This is a genomic window from Candidatus Latescibacter sp. IFSED24 (genome assembly GCF_058273205.1).
Genome location: NZ_CM177850.1, coordinates 4,690,610 through 4,714,435, shown reverse-complemented (window position 1 = coordinate 4,714,435; position 23,826 = coordinate 4,690,610). Strand labels below are relative to the sequence as shown.

General features: G+C 68.1%; 22 protein-coding genes. 7 read left to right on the top strand and 15 right to left on the bottom strand.

Annotated elements, in window-relative coordinates; all coding sequences use genetic code 11:
* Positions 1-43: 43 nt before the first annotated feature.
* From kefF to arsM, 3 genes are all read left to right on the top strand, one after another.
* Positions 44-652, top strand: coding sequence for a glutathione-regulated potassium-efflux system oxidoreductase KefF (gene kefF / locus IFSED24_RS18900; protein ID WP_491335080.1), 609 nt, complete (start codon positions 44-46; stop codon positions 650-652).
* Positions 653-655: 3 nt separating this feature from the next.
* Entirely contained in the window at positions 656-2,533 is a 1,878-nt protein-coding gene (locus IFSED24_RS18895) for a monovalent cation:proton antiporter-2 (CPA2) family protein (RefSeq protein ID WP_491333047.1), read from the top strand.
* Positions 2,534-2,600: 67 nt separating this feature from the next.
* Positions 2,601-3,395 (top strand): arsenite methyltransferase, encoded by a 795-nt coding sequence (arsM, locus tag IFSED24_RS18890; RefSeq protein WP_491333046.1) that lies wholly within the window; start codon positions 2,601-2,603, stop codon positions 3,393-3,395.
* A 23-nt stretch (positions 3,396-3,418) separates the two neighbouring features.
* On the opposite strand, the gene IFSED24_RS18885 is transcribed toward arsM, so the two are convergent.
* The 15 genes from IFSED24_RS18885 to IFSED24_RS18815 all read right to left on the bottom strand — a co-directional run bounded on the left by IFSED24_RS18885 (position 3,419) and on the right by IFSED24_RS18815 (position 16,439).
* The gene (locus tag IFSED24_RS18885) at positions 3,419-3,823 is read right to left on the bottom strand and encodes a co-chaperone GroES (protein WP_491333045.1); all 405 of its coding nucleotides are present in this window, start codon (positions 3,821-3,823) and stop codon (positions 3,419-3,421) included.
* A gap of 42 nt (positions 3,824-3,865) precedes the next feature.
* Positions 3,866-4,384 carry a 2-amino-4-hydroxy-6-hydroxymethyldihydropteridine diphosphokinase gene (gene folK / locus IFSED24_RS18880; RefSeq protein ID WP_491333044.1) on the bottom strand — a complete coding sequence of 173 codons (519 nt, stop codon included), beginning with the start codon at positions 4,382-4,384 and terminating at the stop codon, positions 3,866-3,868.
* 4 nt (positions 4,385-4,388) lie between these two features.
* A complete protein-coding gene (locus tag IFSED24_RS18875) occupies positions 4,389-4,757 on the bottom strand; it encodes a dihydroneopterin aldolase (protein WP_491333043.1) in 369 nt (122 codons plus the stop codon).
* Between the two features lie 14 nt (positions 4,758-4,771).
* Entirely contained in the window at positions 4,772-5,521 is a 750-nt protein-coding gene (locus IFSED24_RS18870) for an SDR family oxidoreductase (RefSeq protein WP_491333042.1), read from the bottom strand.
* A gap of 14 nt (positions 5,522-5,535) precedes the next feature.
* Complete coding sequence (locus IFSED24_RS18865; protein WP_491333041.1) at positions 5,536-5,883, bottom strand: Smr/MutS family protein; 348 nt, start codon at positions 5,881-5,883, stop codon at positions 5,536-5,538.
* Between the two features lies 1 nt (position 5,884).
* The gene (locus IFSED24_RS18860) at positions 5,885-6,169 is read right to left on the bottom strand and encodes a Smr/MutS family protein (RefSeq protein ID WP_491333040.1); all 285 of its coding nucleotides are present in this window, start codon (positions 6,167-6,169) and stop codon (positions 5,885-5,887) included.
* Positions 6,170-6,321: 152 nt separating this feature from the next.
* On the bottom strand, positions 6,322-7,320 hold the full coding sequence (locus IFSED24_RS18855; protein WP_491333039.1) for a hypothetical protein: 999 nt from the start codon (positions 7,318-7,320) through the stop codon (positions 6,322-6,324).
* The gene (locus IFSED24_RS18850) at positions 7,307-8,419 is read right to left on the bottom strand and encodes a lysophospholipid acyltransferase family protein (protein ID WP_491333038.1); all 1,113 of its coding nucleotides are present in this window, start codon (positions 8,417-8,419) and stop codon (positions 7,307-7,309) included. The genes IFSED24_RS18855 and IFSED24_RS18850 overlap by 14 nt, the downstream gene beginning before the upstream one ends.
* 84 nt (positions 8,420-8,503) lie before the next feature.
* Positions 8,504-8,698 (bottom strand): hypothetical protein, encoded by a 195-nt coding sequence (locus IFSED24_RS18845; protein WP_491333037.1) that lies wholly within the window; start codon positions 8,696-8,698, stop codon positions 8,504-8,506.
* 199 nt (positions 8,699-8,897) lie between these two features.
* Entirely contained in the window at positions 8,898-10,358 is a 1,461-nt protein-coding gene (locus IFSED24_RS18840) for a lipopolysaccharide biosynthesis protein (protein WP_491333036.1), read from the bottom strand.
* 9 nt (positions 10,359-10,367) lie between these two features.
* Positions 10,368-11,375 carry an alanine racemase gene (locus IFSED24_RS18835; RefSeq protein WP_491333035.1) on the bottom strand — a complete coding sequence of 336 codons (1,008 nt, stop codon included), beginning with the start codon at positions 11,373-11,375 and terminating at the stop codon, positions 10,368-10,370.
* Positions 11,372-13,261, bottom strand: a complete 1,890-nt coding sequence (locus IFSED24_RS18830) for an asparagine synthase (glutamine-hydrolyzing) (RefSeq protein WP_491333034.1) — start codon at positions 13,259-13,261, stop codon at positions 11,372-11,374. Before IFSED24_RS18830 ends, IFSED24_RS18835 begins: the two co-directional genes overlap by 4 nt.
* Before the next feature lie 109 nt (positions 13,262-13,370).
* Positions 13,371-14,213, bottom strand: coding sequence for a DUF2797 domain-containing protein (locus IFSED24_RS18825; RefSeq protein WP_491333033.1), 843 nt, complete (start codon positions 14,211-14,213; stop codon positions 13,371-13,373).
* Positions 14,214-14,300: 87 nt separating this feature from the next.
* The gene (locus tag IFSED24_RS18820; protein WP_491333032.1) at positions 14,301-14,969 is read right to left on the bottom strand and encodes a head GIN domain-containing protein; all 669 of its coding nucleotides are present in this window, start codon (positions 14,967-14,969) and stop codon (positions 14,301-14,303) included.
* Positions 14,970-15,068: 99 nt separating this feature from the next.
* Positions 15,069-16,439: an arylsulfotransferase family protein gene (locus IFSED24_RS18815; protein ID WP_491333031.1), complete on the bottom strand. Its 1,371-nt coding sequence runs from the start codon at positions 16,437-16,439 to the stop codon at positions 15,069-15,071.
* 155 nt (positions 16,440-16,594) lie between these two features.
* On the opposite strand from IFSED24_RS18815, the gene IFSED24_RS18810 reads away from it, so the two are divergent.
* The 4 genes from IFSED24_RS18810 (at position 16,595) to IFSED24_RS18795 (ending at position 23,826) form a co-directional block, all read left to right on the top strand.
* Positions 16,595-17,824, top strand: a complete 1,230-nt coding sequence (locus IFSED24_RS18810; RefSeq protein ID WP_491333030.1) for a nucleoside recognition domain-containing protein — start codon at positions 16,595-16,597, stop codon at positions 17,822-17,824.
* Positions 17,825-18,007: 183 nt separating this feature from the next.
* Positions 18,008-19,360, top strand: a complete 1,353-nt coding sequence (locus IFSED24_RS18805) for an efflux RND transporter periplasmic adaptor subunit (RefSeq protein WP_491333029.1) — start codon at positions 18,008-18,010, stop codon at positions 19,358-19,360.
* On the top strand, positions 19,252-22,425 hold the full coding sequence (locus tag IFSED24_RS18800) for an efflux RND transporter permease subunit (RefSeq protein ID WP_491333028.1): 3,174 nt from the start codon (positions 19,252-19,254) through the stop codon (positions 22,423-22,425). The genes IFSED24_RS18805 and IFSED24_RS18800 overlap by 109 nt, the downstream gene beginning before the upstream one ends.
* A 261-nt stretch (positions 22,426-22,686) precedes the next feature.
* Positions 22,687-23,826, top strand: a complete 1,140-nt coding sequence (locus IFSED24_RS18795; protein ID WP_491333027.1) for a glycosyltransferase family 2 protein — start codon at positions 22,687-22,689, stop codon at positions 23,824-23,826.

Genomic DNA, 23,826 nt, shown 5'->3' with positions numbered 1-23,826 from the left:
TTACCTTGAAGCCTCGAATACCAACCCGGCGAAGGACCTGGTGATGCCCCGTTCCCTGCTCGTGATCCACGCCCACCCGGCCCTGCAGAAGTCGCGGGTCGGCCGCGTCATGGTCCAGGCCATCGCCGACATCCCCGGCGTGCGGATCCATGACCTCTACGAGGCCTACCCCGAATTCGACATCGACATCGACCGCGAACAGGACCTACTCCAGACGCACGACACCATCGTCCTGCAGCACCCCTTCTACTGGTACAGCGTACCCGCGCTGGTGAAGGAATGGTTCGACCTGGTCCTGCAGTACGGCTGGGCCTACGGCCAGGGCGGCGACCGGCTGGCCGGCAAGCAGTACCTGGCGGCCATCACCTGCGGCGGTCCCCTGGAGGCCTACAGCGCCAAGGGGCGCAACCGGTACACGATCCGTCAGCTGCTGGCGCCCGTGGAACAGACCGCCCGTCTCTGCGGCATGGAATGGCTCGGCCCCTTCGTGGTCCACGGCACTCACCAGCTCACCCAGACCCAGATCCAGCAGTATGCCGTGGACTACCGCCGCCTGCTCGAAGCGGTGCGCGACGACCGGCTCGATCGGAAGCAAGCCGACAAATGCACCCACGTCAACGCAGACCTCGCCGCGGTCATCCGGGAGGGTTGAGCGATGCACGGGCAGGACTTCTTCGGCATGGCCTTCATCATCCTCCTGGCCGCGGTGATCGCCGTGCCCCTGGCCAAGCGGCTGGGGCTGGGCTCGGTCCTGGGCTACCTGCTGGCCGGGGTGGTCATCGGCCCCTTCGTGCTGGAACTGTTGGGCGACGAGGGCGAGGACATCCTGCACTTCGCCGAGTTCGGCGTGGTGCTCATGCTCTTCCTGATCGGCCTCGAACTGCGTCCCGCCAAGCTCTGGCGGTTGCGGCGACCGATCCTGGGACTGGGCGGCCTGCAAGTGGTGGTGACCACGTTGGCGCTGGGTGGCGTGGCGCTGGCCGCCGGCCTCGCCTGGCGTCCGGCCGTGGCCATCGGGCTCTCGCTGGCGCTCTCCTCCACGGCCATCGTGCTGCAGACCCTGGCCGAGAAGGGCTGGCTGAAGATCGACGCCGGCCAGAACGCATTCGCGGTCCTGCTCTTCCAGGACATCGCCGTGATCCCCATCCTGGCGATCATGCCGTTGCTGGCCGACCCCGCGCTCAACGTCGCCATCGCGGCGGACCCGACGCCCCTGGCGGGTCTGCCGGCCTGGCTGAGGCCGCTCTCGGTCCTGGCGGCCATGTCGCTGATCGTCGTGCTCGGACGCTTCCTGGTCGACCCCGTGCTGCGGGTCATCACCCGGACCAGGCTGCACGAGCTGTCCCTGGCCGCCGCCCTGGTCCTGGTCATCGGCATCGCCCTGCTGATGGATCGCGTGGGCCTGAGCCCCGCCCTCGGCACCTTCCTCGCCGGCGTGGTCCTCGCCGGCAGCGAGTACCGGCATGAACTCGAGGCCAACATCGAGCCCTTCAAGGGATTGCTGCTCGGGGTGTTCTTCGTGGCCGTGGGTGCCAGTCTCGACCTGGGTCTGATTTTCGAGACGCCCCTACGCATCGCGATCATCGTGGTCGTCCTCATCGTGGTGAAGCTGGTGATCCTGGCCCTCCTGGGCAGGATCTTCGGACTGCGTCGCGATCAGGGACTGCTGTTCACCCTGACCCTCGCCCAGGGCGGCGAGTTCGCGTTCGTGCTCCTGGGTTTCGCCATGAAACAGGGGGTCCTGACCGGCAACGAAGTCGCCCCCCTGATCGTGGCCGTCACCCTCTCCATGGCGCTCACTCCCCTCATGCTGCTGTTCTATGAACGCGTCCTCCAGCCCCGGGTCGGGACCTGCCGGCAGGCCAGCCGCGAGCCCGACCGGGTCGAGTCGCACGAGGACGTGATCATCGTGGGCTTCGGACACTTCGGCAGCACTCTCGGCCGGCTGCTGCGCACCGCCGGGCACAGCCCCACCGTGCTCGAGAACGATTCGGATCGGGTCGAGACGCTGCGCAAGATCGGCCTGACCGTGTTCTTCGGCGACGCCACCAGGCTGGAGGTGCTACGCGCCGCCGGCGCCGAATCGGCCCGGATCCTGCTCCTGGCCCTGGACAACCCCGAGGCGCAGCTCGACATCGTGCGCCTGGCCCGGGAACACTTCCCCCAGGCCACCATCGTGGCCCGCGCCAAGGGTTGGCCCCAGGCGCACGACCTCATGGATGCCGGCGTCGAACATGTCTTCCGCGAGAATCTCGACTCGGCGCTGCGCATGGGCGCGGAAACGCTGCGGCTGCTCGGACAGCGCGGTCACCAGTCCTACCGCCTGGCCCGTGGATTCCGCCAGCGGGACGAGGCCATGGTCCGGGACCTCCTCAGTCATCGCCACGACCAGGGAGAATTCCTGACCCGGGCCCGCGAACGCATCCACGATCTCGAACAGCTCATGCGCACGGAGCAGGCCGAAGACCGCAGCGAAGACGCCGGCTGGGACGTCAGCGAACTGCGCCAGCCGAGCGATGAGACCGGGGCGTGAACCAGGCAGCACGCAGGGCGGCTCCAGGCGAATGGAACCGTCACCACACCAGCGCTGGGGGCTCGGCATGAACGACCATCAGGATCCCGAGAAGCAGCTCCAGATCGTCCGTGAGCGTTACGCCGAGATCGCCACCGGCAAGACCGAGTCGTGCTGCGGCGACGAGGGATGTGGTCTCACGAGCAGCCCGCTGAGCCTGCGCGAGGCCGCCCTGGCGCTGGGCTATGCCGAGGACCAGCTTGCCGCCCTGCCCCCGGGCGAGAGCCTTTCGCTCGGCTGCGGCAACCCGCTCGCCGTCGCCATGCTCGAGCCGGGCCAGACGGTGCTGGACCTGGGCGCCGGAGCAGGCTTCGACTGCTTCATCGCCGCCAGTCAGGTGGGCGAGACCGGCCGCGTCATCGGCGTGGACATGACTCCCGCGATGATCGCCCGCGCCCGGGCGGCGGCCGCCGGCAAACCCAACGTCGAATTCCGCCTCGGCGAGCTGGGTCACCTGCCGGTGGCCGACGGCGTCGTCGATGTGATCCTCTCGAACTGCGTGGTGAACCTGGCTCCCGACAAGGCCCAGGTCTTCCGTGAGACCTGGCGCGTGCTCAAGCCCGGCGGCCGGCTGGCCATCAGCGACGTGGTGCGCGTGGCCGAATTCCCCGCCGAGATCCTGGCGCGCCCCGGATCGCTCAGCGCCTGCATCAGCGGCGCCGCCTCGGAAGCGGAGCTCAACGATCACCTGCGGGCTGCCGGATTCGCAGAGGTGCGGATCGTGCTCAACGACCGCAGCGGCGAGTTCATCAAGGACTGGGATCCCGGGTCGGGGGCCGAGCAGTTCGTCCGCGCAGCCTTGATCGAGGCGCGCAAGGCCTGAGCTGCTGGCTGCCGGAAGGGGCTTCAGTTCGTGGTGCCGTTCGACCAGTCGCTGCTCTCGGCCGAGCTGTCCCACTCCTCGCGGATGATCACCAGGATCGCGGCGTTGGGCACGATGAGGTACTGCTTCTTCTCGAAGGTGATCTCGATCGCCGCCTTCTTCAGGAACAGCACGTAGTCGCTCTCCTGGGCCTGCAGAGGGAGATAACGGGGCTCGTGGTGCTCGTCGAAATCGTCGTCGTCGAGGTCCATGGGCTCGGGGATGGGGATGCCCGGGCCCACCGACACCACCCAGCCGCCCTGGGCCTGGCGCGCAGAGACCGCGGTCTGGGGCAGGTAGAGGCCGGCGCCGGTGCGCTCCTCGCCCTGCTCGGGGCGGACCAGGATCCGGTCGCCGACGACGATGAGTTTCTTCTTCAGATCAGCCATGCTGCCCCTTCCTGATGACCGCGGGCGGTGCCCGACAGCCGCTCAACGGCCAGGGAACAACATAACATCGGGACGCAGCCGGGGGAAGGAACCAGGGTCGACGGCGGCTTCGAGATCGCGGACGACCTGCCCCAGCGAGCGGCCGTCGCCCGGCAGGACGAGCGCAGCCGCCAGATCGGCCAGCGGACGGGCGGCGTGCAGATACCTGGCGATATCCGGGTCGGGAACCGGCGTCCCGAGAATGGTGAAGACCCGGTCATCCCAGAGCGCCACGTCCAGGTCGATGGTCCGCGGCGCGAACTTGTCCCGTGGGTCGCGGACACGACCCAGCTCCCTCTCGATGGTGGCGCACACCGTCTGCTTGAAGGCCTCGGGAGCGAGATCGGTTTCCAGCATCGCGGCGGCGTTCAGGAAGGGTTCGGGATGGTCCGTGCCCACCGGGGGCGTCTCGTAGGCCGGGCTCACCGCCTGCAACCCGTGCGGACGCAGCAAGGATACCGCCGCGGGCAGGTTGCGCTCCTTGTCCACGTTCGAGCCCAGCAGGAGATAGACCCGGCTCATGAGGCTAGTCCGCGAAATCGGACGGCTGGCGGGTCAGCGTCACCCCCACCGACTCGGCGAAGCGCAGCGCGCCCGGCTTCTCCAGCCGGACCGTGGCCGCCGACACGGCATGGCGCGTGACGCAGAGGCGCGCGATCTCGGTGGCCAGCTTCTCCACGGTGTGGTAGGAAGACGTCTCCACCAGCTTGACGATCTCCTTGGTCACCGATCGGTAGTTCACCGCGTCGGCAATGTTGTCGCTCGCGCCGGCCGCCCGCAGGTCCGCCGTCAGGACGAGGTTGATCAGGATGTCCTGTCGCTTCTCGCGCTCCTCGGGCTTGATGCCGATGATGCCGCGCAGGAGCAGGTTCTTGATCACGATCTGATCGCTCATGTTCGCTCCAGGGTTCAGACCTGGTGACGGCCGCCATCGAGATGGATGGTCTCACCGTTGACCGCCGGGGTCTGCAGGATGAAGTGCAGCGCCGCTGCCACGTCGTCGAGGGTGGGGAAGCGCCGCGTGGGGATCTCCTCGCGCAGGGTGTGGAGATAGCCGTCCTCGCCGCCCTCGGGCGGCAGCACCGCGCCCAGCGCCAGCTCGTTCACCCGCACCCCATGCGACCCGAGCGCCTGCGCCAGGCTGCGGGTCAGGCCGTGCAGCGTGACCTTGCTCATGGTGTAGGCGAAGTGGTCGGGGCCCGGCCGACCGGCCCGCCAGTCGTTCATGTTGACGATGACGCCGTCGCGTCCCGGGGGCAACTGGTGGGTGAACTCGCGGCTCAACAGGAAGGGCGCGTCGGCGTGGATGGCCTGGTAGCGCCGCCACTCCTCGAGGGTGGTGTTCAGGACATCGCCCGCCGCGAAGATCGAGGCGTTGTTGATCAGCACGTCGAGCGGACCGAAGTGGGCCGCGGCGTCGCCGACCAGGCCGAGCGCCACGTCGGGATCGGCGAGGTCGCCCTTCAGCAGCCCCACGCGTCCGCCTTGTCCGGTGATGGCCGCGGCAAGCGAGCGGGCATCGTCCTCGCTCTGGTTGTAGTGCACCACTACAGCGGCGCCCGCGGCGGCCAGCGACAACGCGAGGTGACGGCCCACGCGTCGGGCTGCGCCGGTGATCAGGACGATGCGGTCGGCCAGGTCCGTGATGGGTTCGCTCAATGGCATGCTCCTGGTCAGACGTTCAGGGTCAGGACCACCGCGCCGTCGCCACCCCAGCTCGGAGGGGCCGGCCGCCAGTCCAGCACCAGGTCGGGGTGGTCGTTGCACCAGGCGCGGACCGCCGGGCCGAGGATCCCGCGGCCGTCGGGCGAACCGCGGCCCTTGCCGTGCACCACCACGATCTCGCCACGACCTTGCCGGGCATGGGCGCGCACCTGCTGGTCGAGGCGGCGCAGGGCTTCGTCAAAGGGGACCATGCGCAGGTGGATCTCCGGCGGCCGGGCCGGTCGCGACGCGGGCTGGGTGTCGGTTTCCGGCGGGTGCTGCTCCCTGGCGCCTCGTCGAGATTTATGGCGACCCATGTCAATCCTCCGCAGCCAGCGGTCGCAGCTGGACCACGGTGGCGCCCCACGAGCCTCCATCGCCGGGATGGCCGAAATCGATCACGGCCGGATGGCGGCGCAGAAGGGCATGCACCATCTCGCGCTGCACGCCGATGCCCTTGCCATGGATGATCCGCACCTGGAGGATGCCCCGTTCACGGCAGAGGTCGAGGTACTCGGGGACCAGCTCGCGCGTCTCGGCGGGCTGGAACATGTGCAGGTCGAGGGTGCCGTCGATGGGCATGTCCACCGGCTGGTCACACACGGTCGTCTCCGTTCATGGTGGTCGCTGGACACGATAGCGCCAGGCACCGCTCGCGTCACCAGCCGGTTGACGACCGCACCGGCGAAGGCGGTGGATCGGCACCGGTCCCGGCCGTCATGGTAGCCAGGTCCGGTGGCACGGACAACGCCCGATCAGCCCGAAGACGGGCAGCGGGCGTCCCGGCAGGCAGCGCTGAGGAGACGCCGGATCCGGCCCAGGGCCCGCCAGGCTCCGAGCGTCAGGATGCCGCAGAGCACCAGCTGCACCGGCAGCCTGGCAGGCCCAGCAGTCGGCCACACTCGGTCGAGCCAGGCGAACAATCGCCAGGGCAGGCCCACGACCATGGCGAGCAGAGTCGCTACGGTCAGCAGTCGCCATAGCGCCAACAACCAGCGGCGCTCACGGCTCCACCAGGGTGGCGGTGCCGACTGCAAGCTGGGCAGGCCCAGCAGGTCGCAGATCAGCCAGTGGCCATCGGTCCGGGCGATCGGCAGACAGTTCCAGATCACCGCCGCCAGGGTGGAGCGGACCGCCAGGATCGCCCAGGGTGCCTCGCCGAGGGTGGCGATGATGGTCAGCAGACCCGCTGCTCCGAGCTGCCAGCACACCCCCGCCAGATCCACCCGCACCCGACCCCGCCGGGGCAGAGCCCCCACCGCGCTGACGTCGCACCAGCACACTGGCAGGACCCAGAGCATCCCCAGGCCCACGGCCCCGGGCGACCAGCCCTCGCGATGGAGCGCCGCCGCGTGGCCGAGTTCGTGGATCAGCGTCGTAGCCAGGAGCAGCCCGTAACCGGCGAGGATCTGGCCGAGCGTCAACGACGCGAGCGGTCGCCACCAGCCCAAGGTCGCCAGCAGACCGCCGAGGCTGAACGACAGGAGCGCCGGCCACGAGGCCAATCTCCGCAGGAGCCAGGCTAGCCGGGCCACCACGGTCGGTGACATCAGGGTCACGCGCAGCCAGATTCCCCGCCGGCAGCGAACCGCGGGCGTGGCCCCGCCAGAGGCCGCCAGCAATTCCCGCCAGCGCTGGGCGCCGTCGGCGCCGGCCAGACGCCGGGCGAGGTCGCCAGGCACCAGATATCGCCGGCCCTGGTGGATCACCAGCCCCCGACCCCCGGCTCCCGTGCGGACTTCAAAACGCGGCATGGAGCGCATCGCCACGCAACCGCGCCACACCCAGCAGACAGAGGCGCAGGACATGGTAGGTGACCCAGGTCCGACCATGTCGCTCGAGCAGGGTCGCCAGGGTCAGCGGTCGGAGGCGCAAGGGAACGAGGTCAACGTCGCGGAGCCCCTCGGCGGAATAGAAGCGGTCATGGGTGAGATCGGCCAGCACGTCGCCGGGCCAGACCGCCAGCTCGACCTCCAGTTCGAGGAGCGTGGTTTCCGGCGCCCGGGCCAGGCAGAGCAGGAAGGCACGGCGGTAGTCGGGGTACAGGCTCCGGGCGCTGGGACCGGGCGTCAGGCCCGAGGCCGTCCCGGCCAGCATGTCCCAGTAGCTCCACTGCTGCGGCGTCCGTTGCACCTCGCTGAAGACCCAGTCGAACAGGTGCTGGGTCACCATCCCCGGATCATCGCGCTGGCTCCATCGCTGGGTCGGCTGCCGATGCCAGCCGACGCTGCCCGCATCGGTCCAGCGCACACAGAGCGGGTGCACCGCGCAACCGGTCCGGCAGACCATCCGGGCCAACCCGGTCCGGACTCGAATCTCGCGCCCGGGCAGGCGGTAGGGCATCCCGTGGCGCCGGGTGCCCGCCAATCCGCCGTGGCCCTGGTTGCCGTCGGCGAAGGCGAGCAGCAGGCCGCCGCTGCGCAGGGTGCGCAGGAGGCTCCGCCCACATCCCGGGTCCTCCACCCGAAGCCAGCGCAGCCGCCCCCGGTGGCCCAGGCGGCGGCTGAGTTCTTCCGCCGGCCCGCGTAGACGGCGTTCGGCCGGGGTATTGAGCAGCACGGTGAGGTCGTGGCCCGCGGCCAGGAATGGCTCGAGCGTGAACTGGTAGGGTCCCAGGTGGATGGTCAGCACCAGCCCCGAGGTCAGCTGCGAGTTGGACGCCAGCAATCTTCGCCCTGGCTGCAATGCACCGTATTCGCCAGCCAGCAGGCGCTGGTAGAGCGCCTGTTCCCAGACGGCCTGCTGTCGCCGAGCAGCTCGCAGGGCGTGGACAGCCGTCTCGTCGGCCGAGGGATCGAGGGCCCGCAGAACCCAGAGGTCCCACGGCGAGACCGGGCAACGGTTGGAGGACATGACGGGCTCCACGACTGGGGAGGCGGTCGAAGGGATGGGACGGGCGCCGAGCCGGAGCCCGGCGCCGCTGATCCACGGGGACGATCAACCGTCACCATCGCCCGGGCTGTCCGGCTGGTCGGGGCGCGGCGGGATCTTGCAGGAACAGCAGTTCTCGATCTCCTGGTCGCACACCCCGTCGTCGGCGAGGATCGGGCTGATCTCCAGCCGTTCCTGGAGTTCCTCGATGCCCAGGCTGGCGAGCGTTTCGGGTAGCGGGCGTGGTTGGCGGTGGTCCATGGCGGTCTCCTTTCGCGTGAGAGCCGGGCCGTCCGTGACGCCGGCGTCGAGCAGGTGCAGGACCGATGCCCGGATGGCGAGGCGGGAGAACTGCCGGGATGCAGGAGGTTGACGCCGTGGGGAGGAATCCGGTAGGACGCCAGCGGTGGACACCGCGACCGGCGCTGTCGCTGGCAGTCACCCACGCAGCCGCAGGCACTCAGCTCCGGTTGCCCGGTTTCAGGAGCTTGAGGAGTCCCAGGGTTTCCGGCCAGAAGCGTGGTTCGATGGCCAGGACCAAGATGACGTAGATCAGGCCGCCGCTGGCCACGCAGCCACCGAACCGATACCAGAGGTTCCAGTCGGCCAGCCAGTGGTTCTTGAGGAACCAGACCGCGAGGCCCATGCCCAGGGTCGCCAAAATGGGGGTGCGTATGGCCAGGAAGAAACCGCGCCAGGCGAAGGCGTCGAATCGCCTGAGGATCAGGGGCTCGAGCGGGAAAAGCACCCAGGCACGGATTGTGAAGACCAGCGACATGGCCAGAACGCCATGACGGATCACGAGCAGGAAACCGACGATGTTGCATACGGTATGGGCAATGTTGGCGTACAGCCGGTAATCGGCTCGCCCGAGCGCCAGCATGGCCGCGTGCATCATGTACTGGACCACGATGACGACTCCCGCCAGGGCGAAGACCCGTAGCAGCGGGGCAGCGGTGGCCCACTTGGCGCCGAGAACCACGAGGACGAATTCCTCCGCCATGACGCTCATGCCCAGGAAGAGCGGGAACGCCAGCAATGCAGTGAAGCGGCACGCCTGGTTGAGCACGCGACGGAACTTGGGCAGGTCGAGCTTCAACTGGGCCAGGCCGGGCATGAGGGTCATGGAATTGGCGCCGACGATCATGCCGACGATCTGATCCATGAGCCGATAGGTGACGCTGTAGAAGCCGAGCTGGACGTTGCCCAGGACGCGGCTGATGAGAATTCGGTCGAATTGCCGGGAGAAGACCTCCAGGATGCGATGGCCCATGACCGAGAGTCCGAACGGCAGCAACTCACGCAGGTGGGGCCAGGAGAAACGGCGCCTGGGTCGCCAGGGACTGGTTCGCCAGAGATAGATGACCGACACGACACGCTGCATGAGTTGCTGTCCGACCAGGCTCCAGACCCCGAATCCGGTGAATGCCATGCTGATGCCGACGGCGCCGCCACAGACGATCGACAGCAGGTTCGAGACGGCCAGGGGTCTGATCTTGAGCTCCCGCCGCAACAACGAGGCCTGCAGACCCCGGCCGATGAGCAGCAAGTAGCCAGGGGACAGGGCCCTGATGACCGCGGTGAGCTCGGGCTCCCGGAAATAGCGCGCGATCACGGGCGCCAGCAGGAACGTGCTGCCCGTCAGCAGGATGCCCAGACCGACGAAGGGCCAGAAGAGCGAGTCCAGATGCTCGGGCTCCAGGTCCTGCTTCTGCTCGATGACCGTGGTGAAGGTCTGGTCGGCGAAGATCTCGAGGAAGGCGATATAGATGAATGCCGTGGCAATGAGCCCGTATTCCTCGGGCCCCAGGAGGTGGGCCAGGATGGGCATGATGAGGAAGCCGATGACCCGTCGCCCCCAGCCCTGGATGGCGTTCCAGCCGGCACCGCGCACGAGCTTGGCCTTGAGGGTGTCGGTCATCGTGAACGCCTATCGGATGTAGGTATGCCGGACCCAGGGCGAGTGCATCAGCTTCGTCAGCGCATAGTAGCCGAGCTGGAAGCGCAGGGTGTCGCCGGCTGCCAGTCCGGGGTCGGCTTCCTCGAGGTCGACCAGTGTGTGGTCGCTGAAGGCCTTGAGCACCTTGACCCCGGGGTCCAGGGGATAGAGGTAGTCCGGGTCGGTGTCGGTGTGCCCCATGGCCAGCAGACCCAGGCGGCGCCCGCGGGTCTTGACCTCGTTCAACTCGACATTCAGCTCGAAGGTGTCCTGGTGGAAGCCAGGGATCTTGAGCGGACCGATCGAGGAGGCGATCCCGAGCAGGATCGCCGTGCCCAGGCGCAGATTGTTGATGTCGGCCGGCTGGCGACCGTTCATAAGCTGGGTGCGTACGATGCTCGTCGAGCCACCGGAGATGACGGGGATCTTGCAACCGATCTGGTGTTCCGTGTCCGCGACGAGATCGCAGAGCTGGCGGAGCGTCGCGGCCTGCTCGTCGGGATCGCCCTTGCTCTCGAAGTATAGACCCAGACCGCGCAGGTCGAGATGACTGTGGTCGTGGGCGACATTGCAGATCGTCGCGATCTCCTCGGGCAGGAAACCCTCGCGCCCGGTCTTCATGTCCACCATGACCACGATGCCGTGGCGCCTCCTGGTGCGCTTGGCTTCAGCCTGGAGCAGGTCCATGACCTTGCGGTCAGAGACAAGGCTGCCGTCGGTCATGGCGACGCATTCGGGGATCTCGCAGTAGGCTGGCGAGCGAAGCAGCCAGTATGGCCCCGGCAGCCCGCTCTCGCTGAGGCGGTTGACGGCGATGATCCGTGTCTCGGCAAGGGCGGAAACTCCGCCCTCGAGCATGGCCCGGGCGATGCCAGGCTGGGCGGCCACCGCCTTGGTGACCCCCCAGACCTCGATCCCGTAGGGTTTGCAGAGTGCACAGGCGGTGGCCGCATTCTCGGTGATGTGCGGCAGGTTGACCTTGACGGAGACGGGGATCATCGTCGCTCCTCATCGCGGGTGTCGAGCCATTGCCGGGCGAACAGCTCCAGCGTGACGGCATCCCATAACTCGCCGAGCAGCATGTTGGTTCCGCGGATACAACCGTCGAAGTCCGCGGCGATGGTCCGGGCGTGCCACCAGGGACGGGACTGGAACGAGCTGCTGCCGATGAGGTCGCCGCAGAAATCGCGGATGTCCGGCACGAGCAGCCAGCGGACCGGGGCGAGTCCGGTCGATCCCTGTTGCCGTCGCTTGACGAGCCGCCGCAGCATCTTGGCCGCGATCAGCTTGTTGCCATGGTAGTTCGCCGGCAGGCCGCTGTTGGCATAGGTCACCCGGGACAGTTCGGGCAGCAGCCGTTCCAGGACGTCGGCGTAAGCCCGGTTGCCGCGGCGATCGCCGGGCGCGATGGCGAAACAGCGGTCGCGGACGTCGTAATCGTAGAACACGCTGGCATCGGCGTAGAAATGCCGGTCGGCAAAGATCGAGGGCAGGGTGAGATGGCGCCCGCCGCCGAATTCCTCGGTCCACTGCTCGATCCGGTACTCGCGCGGGGTCGCCGCCAATGGACCTGCGAGCGCCGCCGCGAACATCTCGCTCAGCGGCGGCTCGGGGACCACGGTCCAGTCACCGATGCGAGGATCGGCGGCATGGCTGAGCGCCTGGTAGAAGGCCGACATCTGCGCATCGCTACGGGCGTCCTCCAGGTTCGGCGACACGCTGGTCGGGCCCAGCCCCAGACGTCCTCGCCACCAGCGGAGACGGGGCTTGAAACCGAGGTCGACGATGGCGTTGCCGAGCAGCACTCCTCCCCGGTAGCCATTGAGAATGCGATCGGTCTTGCCGCGGAGCGCATGGCAGCGGGCCAGGCCGTAGGCGTTATGCAGGGGACCGCTGCCGTTGAGGATCGTGGTGTAGGCCTGGACGTTCGCGAGGACATCGCCGGAATCGCCGCCAAATGTGTGGTGCGGCATCCCCTTGATCTGACAGATCCGACCGGCGATCTGCATGTCCAGCGCATCCGGCTCGCCGAAGGTCCAGGCCTCGAGCCGGGCTCCCTGTCGCAGGGCCAGCCCCGTCATCAGGCGGGAATCCAGGCCTCCGGACAGGCTGGTGAACTGGCGGCCCGGAAGCTTCAGCAGACGGTCCGTGGCATCGATCAGCGTGTCGCAGAGATCATCGATCCGCCGGCCATAGGGAGTCTCGTCGCGCGGAAGGTCGCGGCCGTAGTGCCAGTACTTGGCCACCTGACAGCTCGGCTCCTGCGCCGTGGAGGCGGCCACCGCCGCGGCATCCTGCAACTCGACTTCCGCCAGCAGGGACTGGCGGTAGAAGAGATGATGATGACCGAGATGGGTCGCCGCCGAGGCCGGGTCGATCCTGGCCGGGAACAGACCGCTGCGGGCCATGGGGCCGAGCATGGAGCAGAACACGAGGCCTTCGTCGCCGTCGTATCGGTAGAGCGGGGTGAGACCATGCCGCTCGGTGGCGCCGAGCAGCCGGCCGGTACGGTGGTCGAAGAGGATCAGGCTGAACGGGCCCTCCAGACGCTCGACGAAGGTCTCGCCAAAGGTCCGGTAAGCCAGGGCCGCCGCCTCGGCATGCCGGCAATCGGCCAGGGCCGCGGCGGCGCCGCAGTCCTCCCGTGTGCGCACGAGGTAGCCGTCGAGAACACACGAGACGTCAGGCGCGGCGAAGTGCGAGGCGCCGCGGGCAGCGGGGCTGAGGTCGTTCCAGGCCACCCCGAGGTAGGCAGCTTCAGGCGTGGCTTCCAGCGAGATCGCCTGCTGCCAAGGGAAGAGGCAGAGGTCCTCACCGAGGCGCTGGGCGATCCGACCCGCATCCGACCTGGGCCGACGCAGGACAAACCCGAAGATACCAGGCATAGGAGAAGCTCCGGAATGTCTAAAATTATCTCCATGGATCAAGCGAAGACATTATCAGAGATCTTGACCCAAAGCACAAGACCCATGTATCGGCTTTTACGTTCCTGACTTAAACCGACACGGCGACCCGGTACCCCGTGTACTTCCGCAGATTGATCACTCCGTCCGCGAAGATCAGGTACTGGCCCTTGATCCCCTGCAGGAGGCCGCCGGCATGCGGATCCTTGTCGAGGTTGAAGCTCTTGACCTTGGTGGGGTAGGTCCGCACGGGGTAGCGGCAGGTGAATTCCCGGCGGTCCGCCGCCGGCAGCGGCGGCACGTTCATCTCCATCAGCAGCGAGAGGACCCGTTCGGCGTAGGCCGCCAGGTCCCCCTCGCCCTGCTCGAGCTTGAGCAGCTTCGTCCAGTGGGTCTTGTCGGCGAGGCCCGCCAGGTCCCGCAGCCTGGCCTCCAACAGCCCCACGCTCCGTCGATCGGGGAGTTCGGCCAGCGGCACGGCCGCCGTGGCGCCCTGATCGAGCCAGCGCGTGGGGATGTTCTCGCGGCGCGTGATGCCCACCTTCAGGCCCGAAGTCAGCGCGGCATAGAGGACGTGCGGCTGAAAGCAGTGCGACCGGGCGAAGCCTTCGTCGCGGCAGGGATCGTCGGGCTCGTGGTAGTGGCAGAGTTCGGGTTTGACGATGCAGATGTCGGCCTCGGCACGTGCCTGGAAGCAGGGATAGCAGAAGCCCTGGCCGAAACTCTTTTTGGTGGCGCGACCGCAGTAGACGCAGTTGATCTGGCCCAGGTGCTCGAGGTGCAGTTCCCGGCCGAGCAGGTCGGCGAGCGGCAGATCCGCTACACGCTCGGCGGGATTCCAGAAGCCATCGGCGAGGGCATATCGGGCCGGTTCGGCGCCTTCGCCGGGCTGAACGCGCATCTTGCGCAGGGTGCCTTGCCAGATCTGGGTCACGGGTGCCACCTCCTGGGCAGAGGATAGCACCCGCGGCGGCGGTTGCCCAGCACCCCGACCGGGCAACCGACGGGCTCGGGATCGCCGCTACTTGCGGTCGATGTCGCCGATGCCGTGGACCGACTTGGCGAAGTGTTCGGGCTTGCCGTACACGTCGACGTCGCCCACGCCGTTGATGGTCACGTCGGCGCTCTCGCTGGCATGGACCGACACGTCGCCGGCTCCGTTGACGGTGACCTCGACCTCGCGCGCCGTGAGCCGACGGGCGTCGATGTCGCCGGCGCCGTTGACCCGGACGTCCAGCACGTCCACCTGGCCATCGACTTCCACGTCGCCCGCCCCGTCGACCACCAGATCTAAGGTGTCGCCCGCGAAGTCGTTGATCTCGATATCGCCGGCGCCATCGATCTTCAGTTCCTTCAGCTGCTTCAGGGTGACCTCGAGGTGGGCCCGCTTGTGCGGCCGCGTGTTCTTCTCGGAGTCGATGACCAGCGTACCCCCGCGCTCCGCGATCTCGAAGTACTCGACCAGGTTCTCGTCCATGACGAGCGCGATCTCCTGGCGCGGGCCGAAGCCGATGGTCACGTCGAGGCCGCACTCGAGAAGGATGGCGTCGCAATCGTCGAGGTCGTAGGTGACGGTGGTCAGCTCGCCGTTGCCCTTGATCCCGCGGTCGAAGAAGCCGGCGCTGGCGGGGGTGGCGAGGCACGCGACGATAGCGAGGAACAGGCAGAGCTTGAGCGAATGGCGGATCATGGAAAGACCTCCCGGGGTGTCAACGAAACGTCCGGACAGGTCTATGACGTACGGGAGGGCGGTTTGGTTTGCCGGAAAATGCCCGCGAGGCCAGAAAAGTCACCGGACCTCGCCGAGCCAGTCGGTCGGGAAATCCGGCGGCAGGCGCAACATCTCGAAGAGCGTGGCGATGAATTCCCCGTCCGCCCCGGCACGGTGGGGGTTGTAGAACTCCCAGACCGTCTCGCCGGCGGAGTCGACCTCGAAGGCGCGTCCGTTGTCCGACTCGGTGATCAGGATGTTGCCGTCGGGCAGCGGCTGGCTGGTGCCGCAGGTGTTGGAATAGAAGGGGCGCTCGGGGGTGCCCGCGAATTCCCGGAGCTGTTCGCCGGTGGCCGGGTCGAGGACCAGCACGGCGGAGACGCCGGGCGCGTGGTGGTTGTCGAAGAGCATGAGGTTGCCATCGGGCGCGATGGTGGCGTCGTGCTGGCGCGTGAAGCGGTTCTGCAGCGCCCAGACCACCTCGACCTGTTCGAGGTCCACCACCGCGACGGTGTTGAAGCTGAGGATGGAGACCAGGACGCGGCCGGCGGCGAACTCGGGAGCGCGGTCGGCGATCCGGCCGTCGAGCAGTTCGAGGCTGTTGGTGTGGAAGATGTCGCCCACCTTCTTGGCGCGCTTCCGCCAGATGTACCCATAGGGCGCGGAGTTCTCGAAGCACTCGAGCAGCGAGACGCGGCTCTTCTCGCGGCCGTCCGGGTCGAGGCGCACCACGAAATCCTCGAGGATGGGAGTCTGGGGATGGACCCGCCGCAGCACGTGGGCCTCGCGGCAGAGCACGAGGATGTCGCCGTCGGGCAGGACCTCGAGATCGTGGTGGGCGTGGCAGTGGTTGGCCCAGATCAGGTTCGATTCGCGGTCGAGTCGGGCCAGGCCGAGGCCCTCGAACACCACCAGCAGATCGCCGCCGGGCAGCAGGCGGGCGCGGCGCCAGTTCTGGGCGCCGCGGTGATCTCGCGCGGTGTCCTGATCGGGGAAGACCTCCCAGTAGCTGCGGGCCCAGCGGTGGACAACTCGACCCTCCATGTCGATGAGCAGGGCCTCGGGGGCGTGGCCCGAGGTGTAGAGGTTCAGGCCGGCGACGACGCGCGCGGGATCGTGGACCGTGACGCTCTGCTGCGCCGGCGCCGGCCGGGAGCCGCTCACGTAGCCCAGGGATTCGAGACGCTTGATCTGGTGGCGCTGGGCCGCGGTGAGATCTCCGGTGGACGTGCCGGGACGCACGCGGGTCCAGCGGCCGACCTGGTCGTCGTGGTGGAAGACCTGCTGGAGGTCGGCGATCTCCTCGGCGGTGGGGGGCGCGACGGCGGTGGTGTCGGCCCGCGACTCCGCCTCCTCACCCGCTCCCGTGCAGGCGGGCAGCAGCGGCAGGCCGGCCATGATCGTGAGGGCCACGAAGCAGGAACGGCGGATGGATCGGATCGCGCGCAAGCTGGCCTCTCCGGTTCGGGTCGCTGGACCGACGGACGCCCTGCAATAAAGCACCGGAGGCACCGGAGCGTCAATCGCGGCGCGGTCGCACGTGATAATCCATGACATCACCGGACCGGTCGCCTAATCTCGCCCGGAAAGCGAGAGGATGCCCCGTGCTCAACCGAATCTGGACCGCCTTCTTCTTCGTCGCCTTCGCCGCCGCCCTGATCCAGTGGCTGGTGCTGGGCAACCCCGGTGTCTGGCAGGACATCGTCGGCAGCACCTTCGACATGGCCCGGACCGCTTTCGAGATCGCGCTGGGCCTGACCGGCGTGATGACGCTCTGGCTCGGGATCATGCGGATCGGCGAGCAGGGCGGCGCGGTGGAATGGCTCGCGCGCGCCTTCGGCCCCCTGTTCCGCCGGCTCTTCCCCGGAGTCCCCGCCGGCCATCCGGCCGAGGGAGCGGTGGTCATGAACATGGCCGCCAACATGCTCGGGCTCGACAACGCCGCCACCCCCCTGGGCCTGAAGGCCATGCGCGAGCTGCAGACCCTCAATCCTTCCGACGACACGGCCAGCAACGACCAGATCCTCTTCCTGGTGATCAACACCTCGGCGGTGACCATCGTGCCGGTCACCATCTTCACCTACCGCGCCCAGCTCGGCGCCGCCGACCCCACCGACATCTTCCTGCCCATCCTCATCGCCACCTTCTGCTCGACCCTGGTCGGACTGATCATCACCGCCGCCGTGCAGCGGCTCCGCCTCTGGCAGCCGGTGGTGCTGGCGTATCTCGGCGGCCTGACCGCGCTGGTGGTCGGCCTGGTGGCCTACTTCGCGCGGCTGCCCCGCGAGGCCATGGAGACCCAGTCGGCACTCCTGGCCAACCTGCTGATCTTCACCCTGATCGTGGCGTTCTTCGCGCTGGCGGTGCGACGGCGGGTGAATCTCTACGAGGCGTTCGTCGAGGGCGCCAAGGACGGCTTCACCACCGCGGTCACCATCATCCCCTACCTCGTGGCCATGCTCGTGGCCATCGGGGTCCTGCGCGCCAGCGGCGCCCTGGACCTGGTGCTCGACGGCCTGCGCGCCGGCGTCACGGGTCTCGGCCTGGATGCCCGGTGGGTGGACGGACTGCCCACCGCGCTCATGAAGCCGCTGTCGGGCAGCGGGGCGCGGGGCCTGCTCATCGAGACCATGAACCAGCACGGCGCCGACAGCTTCGCCGGCCGCCTCGCCTCGGTCGTCCAGGGCTCCACCGAGACCACGTTCTACGTGCTGGCGGTGTATTTCGGCGCGGTGAAGATCAAGCACACCCGGCACGCCCTGGCCTGCGGACTGGCGGCCGACGCGGCGGGGATCGTGGCGGCGATCCTGGTGAGCTATCTGTTCTTCGGCTAGTCGAGAACTCGCAAGCAGGAAATGGATACGAGATTCCGTTGTCGGGTGATCGTGATCACCCGACACTCGCCCCCGGCGGGGCCGTTCGAATCCGCTCGCTGCCCGAGCGAGATCATAGTATCCTCACGAGCCTGATCACGTTGCCATTGCTGGCCCTAACCAGAAGAAAGACAACGGGTTGCCATGAGCAGACCCTCTCCGGTGCTCCGCCCCACCCCTGCCATCGTCCCGCTTGCGGTGTGCGGCCACATCCTGCTGGCCGCCAGCCTCGTTCTGGTCGCCGGCTGCGGCCGCGGTCCCGGCGAGGAATCCAGCGTCGGCAATCTGATCCCCGCCGTCGAGGCGGTGCAGGCCCGTCACGGCTCCCTGCCGCTGATCCAGCGGGTCAGCGGCGTGGTCGAGGCGCGCGGGCAGGTGGAGATCCATCCGGAGATCTCCGCGGTGGTGACCGAGGTGCTGGTCTCCGACGGCGACAGCGTCGAGCGGGGCCAGGCGCTGGTGAAGCTCCGCGCGACCGAGTTCGAGAAGCGCCTCAGCCAGGCGAACGCCAACCTGCGCATCGCCGCGGCGCAGCTCAAGCGCGCCGAAGCCCAGGCCCGCGAGGCTCGCGCCGAATACGAGCGGCTGCGGACTCTGGCCGCCGAATCGCTGGCCAGCGACGCGGAGCTGGATTCCGGCCTTGCCCGCACCGAGACCGCCGACGCCGAGGTCGAACTGGCCGCCGCCCGTGTCGACCAGGCCCGCGCCGTGGCCGAGGAGGAGGAGGAGAATCTCGCCCGCACCGTGGTGCGGTCCCCGATCCGTGGCAATGTCGGCAGCCGCGACGTTGAACCGGGCATGCTGGCCAGCTCGGCCACCCGCCTGCTGACCCTGGGCCAGCTCGACAGCGTCCGCGTCCAGATCATCCTGACCGACCGCATGCTCGCCGACATCGAGGAGGGGCAGCGCACCGAGATCGTGCTGCCCGGGGGTATGTTCTCCGGGTCCATCCACGCGCCCCTGACACGGATCTCCCCCTTCCTCAACCCCATTTCCCACACCACCGAGGCGGAGATCGAGCTGCCCAATCCGGATCGCCACCTCAAGCCCGGCATGTTCGTCACCGTCGACATCTTCTACGGCGAGAGCGAGGAGGCCACCCTCGTACCCATCAGCGCGGTATACGAGCACCCGCTGCTGGCGCAGACCGGCATCTACGTGGCCACCGATCCGATTCCCACCGAGAGCGGACCCGAGACGCAGAGCGATCAGTCGGCGTATCTCACCCCGCCGGTCGTCTTCCGCTTCGTGCCGGTCGAGGTGATCGCCGAGGGGCGCATGCAGGCCGCCGTCCGGCCCGTCACGCCGGGATCGTGGGTCGTCAGCCTGGGCCAGAATCTGCTGGCGGGGCAGGAAGCCCAGGCCCGTGTGCGGCCGGTCGATTGGCAATGGGTCGAACGCTTGCAGAACCTGCAACGCGAGGACCTGATGCGGGCGCTGAACGAGAAGCGCGGCGAAGCACAGGACCGGCCGGCGAACGGGTCGGGGGCGCCATGAGGATCACCGAAGTCGCCGTCGAGCGTCCCATCGCGACATCGATGGTCTTCCTGATCATCATCACCGTCGGCGTGATGGCCTTCCGCTTCCTGCCGGTGGACCTGCTGCCGCCGATCGAGTGGCCGCAGCTGACCGTGCGCACGAACTATCCCAACGTGGGCCCCGAGGAGATCGAGCGCATCGTCACCGACCGCGTGGAGAATGCCCTGGCTGGCGTGCCGAACGTCGAGAAGATCACATCGCGTTCCGAGGAGGGGCAGAGCCGCGTCACCCTCGAATTCGCCCAGGGGACGAACATCGACGAGGCGGCCAACGACGTGCGCGCCGCCCTGGACCGGATCCGCGACGACTTCCCCCCCGAGGTCGAGTCGCCCCGGCTGTGGAAATTCGATCCGGACAACTTCCCCGTGGTGATTCTCGGCGCGCGCTCGCAGCTGGGCATGGAGGAGATGACACGCATCCTCGAGCGTGAGGTGTCCCAGCGTTTCGAGCAGATTCCCGGCGCCGGCTCGGTCGACGTCTGGGGTGGCGTATACCGCGAGATCCAGGTGCAGCTGCGGCGCGACCGGCTGGCCAGCAGCCGCCTCTCCGCCCTCGACGTGCAGCGCGCCTTGCTGCGCGAGAACGTCACCCTTCCCGGCGGCGACATGCGCGAGGGCACCCGCGACATGTACGTCCGCACCGAGGGCGAGTACCGCTCGCTGGCCGAGATCGCCGCCACCGTGATCACCATGGTCGACGGCCACCCGATCCGCGTGGGCGACGTGGCCGCGGTCGTCGACGGGGTCCAGGACGTCCATCGCCTCGTCCAGGTCGACGGCATGCCGATGGTGCGCATGGGCGTGCGCAAGCAGTCCGGCGCCAACACCGTTCAGGTCGCCGCCGCCGCCCGCCGCGTGATGGAACGCATCAACGCCGAGCGCGACGACATCGAACTGATGATGATCATCGACCAGAGCACCTTCATCCAGAACTCGATCGACAACGTCCAGCAGTCCGCGGTCTGGGGCGGACTCCTGGCGGTGCTGATCCTCTATCTCTTCCTGCGCAACGGCTCGACCACGTTCATCATCGCCCTGTCGATCCCCATCTCGCTGATCGCCACCTTCGGCCTGCTTTTCTTCAACGGCTTCACCCTGAACCAGATGAGCTTCGGAGGGCTGGCCCTGGGCATCGGACTGATCGTCGACAACGCGATCGTGGTCCTGGACAACGTGGTGCGCCTGCGCGAGAACGGAAAGCCGCTGCGCGAGGCCGCGCTGACGGGTACCTCCCAGGTGGGCGGCGCGATCATCGCCTCGACCCTCACCACCAGCGTGATCTTCCTGCCGGTGGTCTTCATGCGCACGATCTCGGGCATGCTCTTCAAGGAGCTGGCCCTGGTGGTGGTCTTCGCGCTGATGTGCTCGCTGCTGGTCGCGCTCACCCTGGTGCCGATGCTCGCCAGCCGCTACCTGCATCTGGGCCGGGGCGAAACGGTCGGCCTGGGCGGCCCTCTCGCTCGCTTCGGAACCTGGTTCCGCAACATCGAAGAGGGCTACGCCCGCCGGCTGGAGGACGTACTGCGCCACCGCACGACGGTCTTCCTGGTGACCGGCGTCCTGCTGGCGGGCGCGATCCTGGCCTGGCCGCTGCTGCCGGTCGAGCTGGCCCCGCAGACCGACGCCGACGAGATCGGGGTCGACCTGGAGATGGCCCAGGGCACGAATATCGCCGTGGTGAACGAGTACCTGCACGACCTGGAGCGGATCGTGCGCGAAGTCGCGCCGATGGAAGACGTCAAGCACGTATCGGTCGAGATCCGCAACGGCGACGCCGAGATCGAGCTCGCGCTGCGCGAGGCCGGCCAGCGCCGGATGGAGAGCATGGCGATCGCCGACCACGTGCGCGCGATGACCGCCGGCAAGATACCCGGCGCCCAGATCCGCGTCACCGCCCAGTCTGGCCTCTGGATGCTGCGACGACTGTTCGGCTCCGGCAGCGGCTCGGCCGTGCAGATCGAACTGCGCGGCTACGACCTCGCCCTGGCCGACCGCGTCGCCCAGGATCTCAAGACAGTGATGGAGCAGATCCCCACCATCGCCGACGTGAACGTCAGCCGCCGCGAGGGCCGCCCCGAGCAGAACCTCCACATCGACCGCGAGAAGATCGCCAACCTGGGCCTGACCGTCAGCGAGGTTGCCGAGACCATCCAGGCCAATGTGGGCGGCGTGCGCGCGGGCGTCTTCCGCGAGGGCGGCGACGAATTCCCCATCATCGTGCGCCTGCAACCCGAGGACCGCTTGACCGCCCTGGACCTGGGCTCGGCCTCGGTACGCACACCCGACGGTCAAGTGCTACCCGTCTCGGCGATCGTCGACGTCGATCGCCGCCGCAGCCCCACCACCATCGAACGCGTCGATGGACAGCGGGTGACCTACATCTCCGCTAACCTCGCCGCAGGCGCCGCCCTGGGCGACGTGATCAGCGATCTGCAGGGCCGCCTGCGAAGCTTCCCCCTGCCGGCGGACTTCTCGCTGCTGTTCGGCGGCGAATTCGAGGAGCAGCAGAAGGCCCAGCGCGATTTCGTGCTCTCGATCATCATGGCCGTCGTGCTGATCTACATGGTGATGGCCGCCCAGTTCGAACGTTTCCTCGACCCGATGATCGTGATGTTCTCGGTGCCGCTGGCGCTGATCGGTGTGGTACCCACGTTGCTGCTGACGGGCACCTCGCTCAACGTGCAGAGCCTGATGGGAATCGTGATGCTGATCGGCATCGTGGTGAACAACGCGATCGTGCTGGTGGACTATATCAACCTGAAGCGCCGCGAGGACAACATGGCCGTGCACGACGCGGTGATCGCCACCGCGCGGCTGCGCCTGCGGCCCATCCTGATGACCGCCTCGACGACAGTGCTGGGCATGCTGCCTCTGGCCATCGGCGCCGGGGCGGGAGGCGAGATCCAGGCCGCGCTCGCGCGCTCGGTGATCGGCGGGCTGACTGTCTCCACCCTGATCACCCTGGTGGTGATTCCGGCGGCCTACACGGGGATCCATGATTTCCGGGCCAAGAAGCGGCGCTGATTCGATTGCAGCCCCAACGACCTGCTCGCGTTCTGGAGTACGCCGGCTCATTAGGGGCGGCACCGTTTTGATGACTTTGAAGGCCGTGGGAAGCCTGCCGCGGCCACCGACCGTTCCTCCGACACCATGCCCGGCGATCCAGCCTCCAGACAACACCCGGGTTGGCATCTCCCCCGCGAAGCCCTACCCTCTGCTACGATCGTCCCGACCGCCCGGCCCCGCGCTGGCTCGAGTACCTGACCCCCGACCGGAGACTGCACGGTGACCGTACTCTTCGCCCTCTGCCTCCTGCTCCTCGTCTACATCTACCTGGGCTACCCCGTCCTGGTCTGGCTGCTGGCCCGACTCGACCCGCGCCCCGTCCAGCGGCCCGCCGGCGAATATCTGCCCACCGTGACCGTCCTGATCGCCGCCTACAACGAGGCCGCCGTGATCGAGCGCACCGTCCGCAACAAGCTGGAGCAGGACTACCCGCCCGAGAAGCTCGACGTCATCGTGGTCAGCGACGAGAGCGACGACGGCACCGACGAGATCGTCCGCGGCATCGGCGACCCCCGCGTCCGTCTGGTCCGCCAGCAACCCCGCGCCGGCAAGACCAGCGGCCTGAACATCATCGCGCCACAGGCCACCGGCGCGATCCTGGTCACCAGCGACGCCAATTCCTTCTACGCCCCGGACACGGTGCGCGAGCTGGTCAAGCCCCTGGCCGACCCCACGGTCGGGTACGTCACCGGACGCATGCTCTATCGCGCCCCCGACGGGTCGGCCAGTGGCGAGGGTTGCTCGACATACATGCGCTACGAGAACCAGCTTCGCGCCTGGGAAACGGCCATCGGCTCGATCGTGGGAGTGGACGGCGGCGTGGACGCCATCCGCAAGGACATCTGGGAGCCCATGCGGCCCGACCAGCTCCCCGACTTCGTCGAGCCCCTGACCGTGCGCGAGAAGGGCTACCGCGTGGTCTACCAGCCCTCCGCGCGACTCTACGAGGACGCCCTGGCCGACACCGGTGACGAGTTCCGCATGCGCGTGCGCGTCTCCTTGCGGGCCTGGTGGGCGCTGAAGGACAAGGCCGCGCTGCTGAACTTCGGTCGCTTCGGCCGGTTCGCCTGGCAGCTCTGGTCGCACAAGGTCCTGCGCTACCTGGCGCCGTTCTTCCAGCTCGGTCTCCTGCTCACCAACCTGGCCCTGGCCACGACTTCCCCTCTGTTCGCCAGCCTGCTCGGCTTCCAGGCCGTCTTCTACGCGCTGGTCGTCGTGGCGCATCTGAAGCGGGAGGGGACGCTGCCGGCTCCCGTGACCGCGGCCTACTACCTCTGCGTCGTGAACCTCGCCAGCGGCGTGGCGTTCAGCCAGTTCCTGCTGGGCAAGAAGAAGGTGATGTGGAAGCCACGGACCTGA

Excerpts from the sequence above, each read along its gene's own strand:
- kefF (WP_491335080.1), top strand. The coding sequence starts at position 44 with ATGCCCCGTTCCCTGCTCGTGATCCACGCCCACCCGGCCCTGCAGAAG.
- IFSED24_RS18895 (WP_491333047.1), top strand. The coding sequence starts at position 656 with ATGCACGGGCAGGACTTCTTCGGCATGGCCTTCATCATCCTCCTGGCC.
- arsM (WP_491333046.1), top strand. The coding sequence starts at position 2,601 with ATGAACGACCATCAGGATCCCGAGAAGCAGCTCCAGATCGTCCGTGAG.
- IFSED24_RS18885 (WP_491333045.1), bottom strand. The coding sequence starts at position 3,823 with ATGGCTGATCTGAAGAAGAAACTCATCGTCGTCGGCGACCGGATCCTG.
- folK (WP_491333044.1), bottom strand. The coding sequence starts at position 4,384 with ATGAGCCGGGTCTATCTCCTGCTGGGCTCGAACGTGGACAAGGAGCGC.
- IFSED24_RS18875 (WP_491333043.1), bottom strand. The coding sequence starts at position 4,757 with ATGAGCGATCAGATCGTGATCAAGAACCTGCTCCTGCGCGGCATCATC.
- IFSED24_RS18865 (WP_491333041.1), bottom strand. The coding sequence starts at position 5,883 with ATGGGTCGCCATAAATCTCGACGAGGCGCCAGGGAGCAGCACCCGCCG.
- IFSED24_RS18855 (WP_491333039.1), bottom strand. The coding sequence starts at position 7,320 with ATGCCGCGTTTTGAAGTCCGCACGGGAGCCGGGGGTCGGGGGCTGGTG.
- IFSED24_RS18850 (WP_491333038.1), bottom strand. The coding sequence starts at position 8,419 with ATGTCCTCCAACCGTTGCCCGGTCTCGCCGTGGGACCTCTGGGTTCTG.
- IFSED24_RS18845 (WP_491333037.1), bottom strand. The coding sequence starts at position 8,698 with ATGGACCACCGCCAACCACGCCCGCTACCCGAAACGCTCGCCAGCCTG.
- IFSED24_RS18840 (WP_491333036.1), bottom strand. The coding sequence starts at position 10,358 with ATGACCGACACCCTCAAGGCCAAGCTCGTGCGCGGTGCCGGCTGGAAC.
- IFSED24_RS18835 (WP_491333035.1), bottom strand. The coding sequence starts at position 11,375 with ATGATCCCCGTCTCCGTCAAGGTCAACCTGCCGCACATCACCGAGAAT.
- IFSED24_RS18830 (WP_491333034.1), bottom strand. The coding sequence starts at position 13,261 with ATGCCTGGTATCTTCGGGTTTGTCCTGCGTCGGCCCAGGTCGGATGCG.
- IFSED24_RS18820 (WP_491333032.1), bottom strand. The coding sequence starts at position 14,969 with ATGATCCGCCATTCGCTCAAGCTCTGCCTGTTCCTCGCTATCGTCGCG.
- IFSED24_RS18805 (WP_491333029.1), top strand. The coding sequence starts at position 18,008 with ATGAGCAGACCCTCTCCGGTGCTCCGCCCCACCCCTGCCATCGTCCCG.
- IFSED24_RS18800 (WP_491333028.1), top strand. The coding sequence starts at position 19,252 with ATGGGTCGAACGCTTGCAGAACCTGCAACGCGAGGACCTGATGCGGGC.